This is a genomic window from uncultured Gimesia sp. (assembly GCF_937919775.1).
In the GTDB taxonomy this organism is placed as follows: domain Bacteria; phylum Planctomycetota; class Planctomycetia; order Planctomycetales; family Planctomycetaceae; genus Gimesia.
Genome location: NZ_CALFPF010000191.1, coordinates 1 through 10031, shown reverse-complemented (window position 1 = coordinate 10031; position 10031 = coordinate 1). Strand labels below are relative to the sequence as shown.

General features: G+C 51.3%; 10 protein-coding genes, 1 tRNA gene and 1 pseudogene. 2 read left to right on the top strand and 10 right to left on the bottom strand.

Annotated elements, in window-relative coordinates:
- From Q0294_RS05120 to Q0294_RS05075, 10 genes are all read right to left on the bottom strand, one after another.
- On the bottom strand, nucleotides 1-1318 hold a 1318-nt coding region (locus Q0294_RS05120), incomplete at its 3' end, for a GGDEF and EAL domain-containing protein (protein ID WP_299461586.1).
- A 293-nt stretch (nucleotides 1319-1611) separates the two neighbouring features.
- The gene (locus tag Q0294_RS05115) at nucleotides 1612-1740 is read right to left on the bottom strand and encodes a hypothetical protein (protein WP_299461584.1); all 129 of its coding nucleotides are present in this window, start codon (nucleotides 1738-1740) and stop codon (nucleotides 1612-1614) included.
- Between the two features lie 247 nt (nucleotides 1741-1987).
- A tRNA-Leu gene (locus tag Q0294_RS05110) sits at nucleotides 1988-2071 on the bottom strand.
- 133 nt (nucleotides 2072-2204) lie between these two features.
- Nucleotides 2205-2588 carry a GlsB/YeaQ/YmgE family stress response membrane protein gene (locus Q0294_RS05105; RefSeq protein WP_299461582.1) on the bottom strand — a complete coding sequence of 128 codons (384 nt, stop codon included), beginning with the start codon at nucleotides 2586-2588 and terminating at the stop codon, nucleotides 2205-2207.
- Between the two features lie 218 nt (nucleotides 2589-2806).
- Complete coding sequence (locus tag Q0294_RS05100; protein ID WP_299461580.1) at nucleotides 2807-3868, bottom strand: dihydrodipicolinate synthase family protein; 1062 nt, start codon at nucleotides 3866-3868, stop codon at nucleotides 2807-2809.
- A gap of 49 nt (nucleotides 3869-3917) precedes the next feature.
- Nucleotides 3918-4955 (bottom strand): NAD(P)-dependent oxidoreductase, encoded by a 1038-nt coding sequence (locus Q0294_RS05095; RefSeq protein WP_299461578.1) that lies wholly within the window; start codon nucleotides 4953-4955, stop codon nucleotides 3918-3920.
- A gap of 110 nt (nucleotides 4956-5065) precedes the next feature.
- Nucleotides 5066-5602 (bottom strand): SelL-related redox protein, encoded by a 537-nt coding sequence (locus Q0294_RS05090; protein WP_299461576.1) that lies wholly within the window; start codon nucleotides 5600-5602, stop codon nucleotides 5066-5068.
- A gap of 87 nt (nucleotides 5603-5689) precedes the next feature.
- Nucleotides 5690-5956, bottom strand: a complete 267-nt coding sequence (locus Q0294_RS05085) for a hypothetical protein (protein WP_299461574.1) — start codon at nucleotides 5954-5956, stop codon at nucleotides 5690-5692.
- 47 nt (nucleotides 5957-6003) lie between these two features.
- Nucleotides 6004-7383 (bottom strand): DUF1501 domain-containing protein, encoded by a 1380-nt coding sequence (locus Q0294_RS05080; protein ID WP_299461572.1) that lies wholly within the window; start codon nucleotides 7381-7383, stop codon nucleotides 6004-6006.
- Nucleotides 7384-7514: 131 nt separating this feature from the next.
- Entirely contained in the window at nucleotides 7515-8450 is a 936-nt protein-coding gene (locus Q0294_RS05075; RefSeq protein WP_299461570.1) for a YihY/virulence factor BrkB family protein, read from the bottom strand.
- A 221-nt stretch (nucleotides 8451-8671) separates the two neighbouring features.
- On the opposite strand from Q0294_RS05075, the gene Q0294_RS05070 reads away from it, so the two are divergent.
- Nucleotides 8672-9418 carry a hypothetical protein gene (locus tag Q0294_RS05070; protein ID WP_299461568.1) on the top strand — a complete coding sequence of 249 codons (747 nt, stop codon included), beginning with the start codon at nucleotides 8672-8674 and terminating at the stop codon, nucleotides 9416-9418.
- Between the two features lie 96 nt (nucleotides 9419-9514).
- A pseudogene (locus Q0294_RS05065) lies at nucleotides 9515-10031 on the top strand (polysaccharide-degrading enzyme); the annotation flags it as partial.

Sequence of the window (10031 nt, the reverse complement as noted above, 5' to 3'; positions counted from 1 at the left end):
AAATACGATAGACCTCTTCGGACCACCAGAGAGTTTGCTCCTTGATGTTCCACTCCCAGCTTCCAATATGCGCTAACCTTTGGGCTTCAAAAAGCCTGGTGTGCATGTTATTGATTTCGATTTCAGAGGTTTTCCGGTCATTAATATCCTGGATGATGACAAGAATTTCATCAGACAGGTAAGGGAACAACCGGGCTTGAAACCAGCAGGTTTGCTGATTGATTTTTAAAGTGTATTCGAAAGAAGCCGTCTTGTGAGATTGAGCGAGTTCCAGAATTGCCGCTTCGAGTAGTTGGACGACGTGCCTGGGGAGAATGTCATGCACTTTCCTGTTAAGAAATTCTTCGGGTGGCAGATACAGGTTTTTGTTATCACCGCATTCATATCCGACAATGGTTCCATCGGCGCTTAAGTGAAAAAATAAGTCCGGATTGACTTTCAGCATGGCTTGAAGCTGCGCAGTTTTTTTGGCAACATTATTTTCTGCGATGGAGCGGTCGGTAATATCAACCGCTGATCCGATAATTTGAATCACGTTGCCTGCTTCGTCATAAAGCGGCCCGAATGTGATATCAAGGTCCATCGTTTTCTGGTCTGACATCCGCGCCTTCGTATCGTAGCGAACTGTTTCTCCTGAGGCTGCCCGCTGTAAAGCAGTCTTCAATTGCGACTGTGCTTCAATGGAATCAGACCACCAGTATGTATCCCAGAAAGGCTTGCTAATCACATCCGATTTCTTAAGGTTAGCTGCAGCCAGTGGTGCGCGATTGGCTTCCAGGAGGATTCCCTCAGTCGAATAAACGCCGACAAAGACGAATAAGCTGTCAAGAATGTCCTTGGTTCGTTTGTGTGCTGTTTGCAGTTTTGTTTCTATGCGCTTTCGTTCCAGAATTTCCCGCCTCAGGTTTTCATTGATTCGGGCTAACTCAGCCATTCTGGTTTCGATATCTGGTTTCAGAGTCTTTTTACCAAGCCATTCAAATTCCCGGTCGTTGACCGTGCTCATGAATATGCGGATCTCTTTTTGTGGCCCTCCATTCCCTGTGGAGATAGCAGGCGCCTGGGCCAGGTGACCGTTTTCAAAGAATGATTGTATGAGTTCCGGAATATTGTTTTTCCACTCAGTGAGTCTAAAAATGCAGCCAAGGGTCATCATCCAGATGACGCTCAGTGAGAGACAGCGGCTTTCCCAGGTAAAAGGGGGAAGATCCATAACCGGACCAGGGAACACGCGAGAGAGAGTCAGTGTCGAGCAGATACCGGCGGCGAGTAAGAGTGGCCAGATTCGTCGCTGCCCGGCCACAAAAAAAATCGTCACCGCATAAAAACCGGTATGGCGAGATTTAAAGGGACTTGCAAATCAATCAGAAAAATAAGAAGTGTGAGAAAACAGCTGATTAATAAGAGTCGAAAACTTTTTCGCTGTGCAATCATGGAACATCCCTGTTGATCTGTGGAATCCGAAAGAATTTCCATTCCAGAAAGTCAAGACGCAAGTCTGGTTTTCAGTTCTGTTTGAAATCCTTTTGTAATAATGACGATCAGATTTAGGGACAGAGATACCGCATTATGCCCTTTCTAAGCAAGTTGATAAACCCCGATTTTTAAAATCTACCATGTATTGTCGGGCGAGCGGGAAATACATAACCCCTGCTGTGATTTCCCGGGAACTTCAAAGTCGTGTGTCGTTGTTTCTTTGGGAACGCCGATTTCGGTTTCGTAGTCGGGAAAGAGTAACATGCCGCGTGGATTCACAGCGGTGTTGTCTTCATTTTGGGGTATTTTTCATCCGGGTTGGAAATGTGAACGATCATCGCGATCAAGAGAATTTGTGAAAGAGAGACCATCAAAGTTTGATCAAGAGATTGGTATACTGATACGGGAAAACCAACCAGAGTAGGAACAGACCGGGCAGAGGTAAAGGATCTCTGCACCTCCAGAAAATCACGCATTTGACGGCGATTTAAGCTGCGTCTTGAAAAGAAGATAGCCGAGGCGGGACTCGAACCCGCACGCCCTTTACGGACCCGGGATTTTAAGTCCCGTGCGTCTGCCATTCCGCCACTCGGCCATGTCTTTAAGATTATATAGTATATTGACTTGCATCGTGCAAGCAAAGAACCGCCATTATCTCAATTTTGAAGCCTGCCCCGTTCGGGTGGTTTCAGGCAGATTCCGATCGGAGAGCCCTGTTTTCAGGGGAATTAAATGGATTCGTCGACTAAACCACGTGCACGACGGCGGCGACGGCGGCGGTGGAGCCAGCGTTCACCATCTTCTGCTTCAGAGAAAAAGGAGCCGGACAGCAAGCGGTAGAAAAATAAGAGGATAAAAGCCCCGCCCGTGGCGGCTAAAAAGCCGACCGTGCTGATCGGCGTCACGCGGGCACCGTCCCAGAAAAACATGAGCGTGCCACACCCGACAACACTGCCGCCAATGCCCATCAGCAGCGTGCTGACTGCACCGCCGGGGTCTTTTCCAGGCATGATTGCTTTGGCTGCCAAACCGACTAAAGTCCCAAAACCGACCCAGACCAACATTTCGTTGACCGCTTCCTGGAGGATTCTGGTGGTATTGTCATCAAACATTCTGACGGTCCTTCGTCGGTAAATGCTTATTTTGTAATAGTTTACGGAACTATGTATGATGGGGAGGTCACTCTGTGGAGAGGCCTTTTATTATCCGCTATTAACATTATCGTCAACCCCGACTCAAAACTTGGGTTACGAACGATCTATTTGATTTTTGATTAAAGTTTTGTCGTATTGCAGACCATTTATGATCACAGCGAAATGCACCAAGAGTATCAGCCGTTTAACCATTCATCCCGGTGTGCTTCCACAAACGCATCATCGTTCAGATGCGGATAAGCCTCGTAAATCCGGTTAATCTCAGCCCGCTGTCCGGGCCCCAGCGTTTCATTGGGATTCAGGCACCAGATCCCTTCCAGCAGCCCCTGGCGTCGGAGGATTTCGTGAATGCCGGGAATGCAGCCCTGAAAACGATTCGCGACATCAAACAGCACCGCGTTGCAATCGGTCACTTCAGTGTTGCTTTGCAGCAGAGAAAGCGGAATCGCTGATTCTGCAGTGGCGACTTGCTGGCATTCTTTGAAAGTCTCAACGGCTTTGTGTGTCCAGACGGCCCAGTGCCCGAGCAGACCGCCGACGATGCGACGTTCGAGTTGTTTACCTTCCCCTGGAAAACGAAAAGGGGTGACGAGATCGAGTACGATGTTATCATCGTTGCCGGTATACAAGGCGATGTCGTCCCGTCCCGACTCGGCTACGGCGCGGATGACGTCGAGCGTGTGATACCGATTGAAAGGAGCCATCTTGATCGCGGCGATGTTTTCAATTTCACAGAAGCGACGCCAGAACGAATATGGCAGCAGGCGGCCGCCGACATCAGGCTGCAGATAGAAGCCAAACACGGGGATGATTTCGGAAACAGCTTGGCAGTGCTGGATCAAAGTGTCTTCGTCGGCGGATTTGAGCGCCGACAGACTGAGTAAACCGAAGTGGTAACCGGCATCTCGTGCGAGGGTCGCTTGCTGTGTGGCCTGAGCGGTTTCGCCACAGATGCCGGCGACGCGTAATAAGGGGACGCTTCTTTTCGTATCGGCACGGTCCATTTCTTCCGCTGCCAGTTCCAGGACGGGTTGAAAAAGATCAACGCCCGGCTGGCGGATTTCAAATTGTGTGGTATGCACGCCGACAGCCAGTCCGCCGACACCGCTGGCAATGTAGTAACGCGAAAGGGCCCGTTGGCGGCGTTCATCCAGTTTGCGGGCGGAGGTTAAGGCCAGCGGATGCGCGGGGATCGCCGTTCCCTGCTGTAACGTCTGCGTGATGAGAGAGGAATTCACGATTCTGCTTTCCAGTTTTGAAGCTTCGGTGTTGTGCAAGGCAGCCGCGTTAAAACTTGCCGCTGCGCGATTCGAAATGCGTTGGTTTACCCAGCAGAGGACGCTCGTTCCGGATCCAGTCAGTGATCCAGTGGATGATCTGATCGTCGTCCACCAGAGGCGCGCCATAACGTTGATGCCCGTATTGACCGTTGTTGAGTAACGCGTCTTGCGCTTCGGCTCCGGTAAACTGTGGTTGCTTGCCGAACAGAGTTCCAAATTGTTCGCAGATCTTGCGGACGCTGAGAATGCGCGGTCCTGCTACGTTCAGATTGAAGGGGGGCGATGTGCTATCAGGCAGGGAACAGAGCGTCATCGCATTGGCGTCTCCCTGCCAGATGACGTTAACGTATCCCATCGAGACATCAATGGTCTGTTCCTGGTAAACCTGCAGTGCGAGATCAACGAGTACGCCGTAGCGGCATTCGGTCGCATAATTCAGGCGAATGATGGTCATGGGAATATTGAGGGTGCGGCTGAAATGCTCAAACATCCGCTCCCGTCCCAGACAGCTCATTGCGTATTCCCCCACCGGATTCGGCTTGTCGCTTTCGACCGATCCCTGGCTTGATGCGTTGACGAGTCCGTAAATGTTTCCGGTCGAAAAGGCGGTGATGCGGCTCTGCTGATAATTATTACAGACAAGCGCCGGCAGGTACGTATTCATCGCCCAGGTGAGCGATTCGTTTCCCGTTGCGCCGAATTTCATACCCGCCATATATATCACATTCGGTACATCGGGCAGGCTGTTGATAAAAGCGGCATCGAGCAAATCGCCTTTGATGGTTTCGATTCCCAGATCTTCGAGAGGCTGTCTGCTGGATTCGTCCGAAAAACGGCTCACGCCGATCACGCGGCGGTGGATGCCTGCTGCTTGATCGGCGCGGAGAATCATGCGGGCTAACGTCGGCCCCATTTTGCCGGCGATACCCAGCAGAATCAGGTCACCTGCTGTTTGCTGCAGAGCTTGGATCACCTGAGGAGTCGGGCGACTTAAGAGTTCGTCCAGTTGTTCAATGTTGTCAATAGTGGCAGGAAAGTCGGTCATGTTATATGTTGTATCGAAGTCTGTTTTATCGGGGTGAGATATCAAAGTGATGTGTACGTTGTTTCGCACATTATGACAGGCTGGTGTCTGAAATGGAAATCCAGCCCCGTTTAAACGTGGGGAATCTCGCAGGCGAGCAGTTGATCCCAGTCGGGCAGATCCGCGGAATTTTTCGAGAAGTAGCTGGCGACCACGATTCCCTTGTCGAGAATCAAAGCCGCCCCCAGTTGCTGAATATCTTTACCGGGAATTCCGGGCAGGTAGCCGGAAAGGATTGTGGTTTTAAAGCCGGACCACCAGACGGCAGGTCCGATGGTTTCCGCCAGATTGCCCCGCTTGATTTGAAAGAGTTCGTAGAGTTTTCGATCCGGATCACTGAAGCTCTGCACGTTCTGCAATTGATAACGGGTCAGTAACTTGTCGGCCTGTTCGTCGTCCATCATGTGGACGATAGCCAGTTGCAGATTTCGCTGTTTCAGTTGATCTGATAACGCCTGCAGTTGTGCCAGGACCTGTCGACAGAAGGGGCAGCCACCATGTCTGAGGAACACGACGAGAACAGGTCGTTCTACCGAGAGTTCAGCTAATGTTTTTCCCTGCGATGACGGGAAAGCAGCCAGTGCCTGCTTGAATTGATTTTGATCCATGAGTTACTTTCGGGCAATGTCGCTTAAGACAGGAAAGAAGCCAGGTCTCAAGGAATTGGTAACGAGAGTCGCTGACACTGCTTTAGTTTACCATAATGCGTCTGGATTTTCCTGGTGGAAATCGCGAATGTTCTGCATGGTGTTTTCAATGGTTTCCAGATCGGAATAGAACATGGCGGTCGGATCGATTTTTTTCTGGTCCAGGAAATCAATTTCCGATCGGAGCTGAGGGTTTTCCGCAGCGCGGGGTAGAATCACCAGCCAGAACAGGCTGAGCGAGAGCGTCAACAACAGAAACCAGCCCCACTGGCGGCGTTTTACGCTGCCGTTTTCAGGACGCTGGTGTTCTGGCATGGCTTGCTGCACGTGTACGGTCAACGTTTTCACTGACGGTTGAGAGTTTAAAAGAGTTCGTGAATCACTTCACCGTGATCAATGGCGACCGTCGGTCTACCGGAATGATCGAGGAAATGGATTTCGGGGTCCATGCCCAGCACACGGTAGATGGTGTGATGAATATGGCCGGGTTGTACAGGACGGTCTGCGGGGGCATCGCCCAGTCGATTGGTGGACCCGATAACGCGGCCTCCTTTGACACCGCCGCCACCCATCAGACAGAACATGGAATTGCCCCAGTGATCGCGGCCGGGCGTTCCCTGGCTCAGGGGAGGGCCACCGTTGCCGCCATCGTTCATGCGCGGAGTCCGGCTGAATTCGCCGCAGAGTACGACGAGCACCTTTTCGCTCAAGCCGCGCTGGGCCAGGTCTTCAAACAGCGCGCTGACGGCCTGGTCAACGCGGGGAAGATAATTATCGTAACCGCTTTGCAAATTCCAGTGATGGTCCCAGCCTCCGAAATGCACGGTGACGAAGGTGGTTCCCGCTTCGACCAGTCGTCGCGCCAGCAGAACACTTTGGCCCCAGGTATGACGTCCATACTGTTCGCGGATCTTTTCGTCTTCGGAATTCAGATCAAAGGCCTGACGGGCTTTGTCGCCGGTCACCATCTCGTAGGCTTTCTGATCCAGGCGATCCATCGAACTGAGCATACCAGACTGATCCACGTCTTTGCGAAGCTGGTCAAAAGTCTTGAGTAATTCTTTGCGTTCTTTCAGGCGTTCAATGGATAATCCGCCTGCCAGGTTTAAATTCTTGACTTGGAAATCTTTGTTGTTCGGATCTGAGTCCGTTTCGAAAGGATCATGCTGAACCCCCAGAAAATTACCGCCGAAGTAACCCGGCCTCAAACCGATGCTGGATGCATAAGGGACGGAAACATAAGCGGGCATGCTGGGGTCGCGTGGTCCCAGGATTTTGGTTGCCATTGAAGCAATGGAAGGATTACGACCGGGAGTGCTGCCGCCGCTCACGCCGCCGCGCCCGGTCAGCATCCAGTGCCCGCCGGTGAAATGGTCACCGGTATTGTGATGCAGGGAGCGGACAATCGAAAATTTATCCGCGCATTTTGCCTGCAGCGGAAACATCTCTGTAATGTCCATGCCGGGGACATTGGTGTGAATTGGATTCCAGATTCCCCGATTCTCAAGGGGGGCTTCGGGTTTCATGTCGTAAGTGTCCATATGGCTGGGACCACCGTCCAGCCAGAGCAGAATGACGGACGTATCTTTGGCCTTCACTCCCTGCTGTTCCGCGTTTTCTTTGGCATGTAAAATTTGCGAGAGGCTCGCCGCACCCATGCCCGCCACACCGACTTGCAGAAAATGCCGCCGACTGACGCCGTCGCAGTACTTGCCCGATTTTCCAAATCCAACACGGAACATTGTTTAGCATCCCTTGTGCGAATTAGTGATAAGAGAACTTTGATGCGTTTATTTTATGCTTTAGAACAGTATATCGTCAATAATGAAGTGCTTTAATTTGGAATCTTTGGTTGGCCTGTCTCAATAGAACCTCAAATCGGGTGCGTTGAGTTCAGGTGGTTTTGGAGTGTCCGTTCCGCTTTTTGCTTAGCGGAGCGGTAAATCACGCCGTTAATTTCGCCTCCCATCATCAGGATGGCCCCTGTCATATAGAGCCAGGCTAACAGTACGATGAAACCGCCCAGGGTTCCGTAGGTTTCATTGTAATGGGCGATATTTTCTACGTACAAACGAAACCCCTGCAGCATGATAACCCAGCTGATGACCACAAACAGGCTGCCGGGAGTGAATATTTTCCAGGGAAGTTTCACACTGGGAACGACCCAGTAGATGACCGAGGTCGAGATCAGCATAAAGCCGCACGCCACCGACCAGCGGACCCCCGCCGACAGCAGCAGATGTAACCAGGGCGCATAAAAGTTTGTCAGCAGTAAACGCGCCAATTCAGGGCCGATGACCAGCAGAATCATTGACAGTAAGAGCAGTATGAGCACGCCGAAGGTTAATAACAGCGAGAGTCCGCCCGCTCGCCAGAACGATCTGCGATGATCCACTTCGAACACGGCGTCCAGGCCGGTACCCATAGTGAGAAACAGACGCGTGCCTCCCAGAGCGAGCAGAAACAGCCCCGCTCCAATCAGACTGTACGTGGTTTTGTGTTGAATATCCGTGATCTGAGCAAACAGCATTTGGGACACGTTCTGGGGGAGCCCCTGATTGATCGCGTTTTCCATACTGAGAATCAAGCCTCGAATCGGCAGTTGCGCCACACAGGCGATAATCACAATTAATAAGGGGATCAGTGTAAACATTGCATAATAGGCGAATTGCGCGCTGTGGGCGCTGAGCCTGTGCTGGCTATAACCTCTCAAGGATAAGTAAATCAGATTCCAGGGAGTGAGCCCGCCAAACTTCCACATGGCACGGAAGCCGATCTTGCCAAGTTGAATCTGTTCCTGTTCTGTCATGTTGGACCGTTCATAAGTAAGACTGTCAAACGCGTTACGCGCTGGAATCTGCAATTGGCTGAATTGTGCTGAAGATCGTTATAATTTATATAATCATTAAAGGTTAACATTTTGAAATGTCGATCAAGTTGATAATGGGAATTCTTTTTCAAAAAAGATCCTGTTTTCGAACTGATAGTTGTCTCCTATTTTTAACGCTCAGAGATTGACCGGATTTCAAAATGAATTCGTTACTGAAAATTAGTGCGGGAATTTTACTTTGTCTGCCCTTAACCGGCTGCGCCGGTCCAGGCTATTATGATCCTTCAACGGGCATGATCTGCGGTGGTGAGATGTATGGCCCCACTAATTTTGTAGATGATATCAAATGTTCGCTTTCGAAGCACCGTGCCCAGCGCATGAACAAACATTGCTGCAATCCCTGTGACAGCTGTAATGTCTGTGATCCCTGTGGCAGCTGCGATCCTTGCGGCAGTTGTGATCCTTGTGGAGCCAGCGGCAGAGGTGCTTTTGGAAAGAAACTTCCCCGCATGCTGGCGACAGGCACATTCAGTTATGGCTCAAGCGAGGGGCCCGGGGATTACTATCCGATGGACTCTTATCCGACACCAAATTATGCGCCTCAGTCCAGTTGTCCGCACTGCGGACCTCAGGGAGGGTCGTTTATGCCTGAATCAAATATGCACGAATCCGTGATGCCCGAGACATACGCGCCCGAAACGTACTCACCTGAGACCTACTCGCCCGAATCAGGATCGCCTGCTCCCGCCACAGTGGTTCCTCAAAAAATCACTCCCCCGAAAAATCCCGGTGGCGCCATTCTCAAGCCAGCTCCCGCACCTGCTGCAGAAGAGCCGATGTCATATGTACCACCGGCGCTGATGCGGACTCCGACTGTCATTCCCAGTAGTGCCAGTCCCAATCAGGGAGCCCGTCGGGTTCAGTGGGTTCCTGCTCAGATTCACTAAGCGAATCGGAATACTGATATATTCGGAACATTCTTTCGAAGGAGCGGAATGAATCCGTGACGGATTACGGGTTCCGATCTTGAAAGGAGATGTCGGGTGTATCAATCTGATTCGGGAAATCAAGCCTTTCTTCCACGTCGACGTCCTCTCGTTTTCCCATTACTGCTGCTGACCGCGTGCTGTTTTCTCTGTTTACCAGCAGCAGAAATTCAATCCGCCGTTTATAAAGTGGGGCCCGATCAGGAACTTCATCAGGTGGAAAATGTTCCCTGGGAAAGTCTTGTTGCCGGTGATGAGGTGCAGATTCACTGGCGACCTCAGCCTTATCATACGAAGTGGGTCCTCTGCCGCAGAGGAACGAAAGACAAGCCGATTGTGATTAAAGGGATTCCTTCCGAGAAGGGGGAATTGCCCGTGATCGATGGACGTCGCGCCATGACGCGTCCTGAATTGCGTTTCTGGGGAGAACAGCGCGGGATCATCAAAATCGGTGGCGCCCGAGATCCGGCGGATACGATGCCGGCGCATATCGTGATTGAAAATCTGGACATTCGCAGCGCGCGGCCTTCGTTTTTCTATTTCAATTCGGAAGGGCTGCAGAAGTATTTCCAGA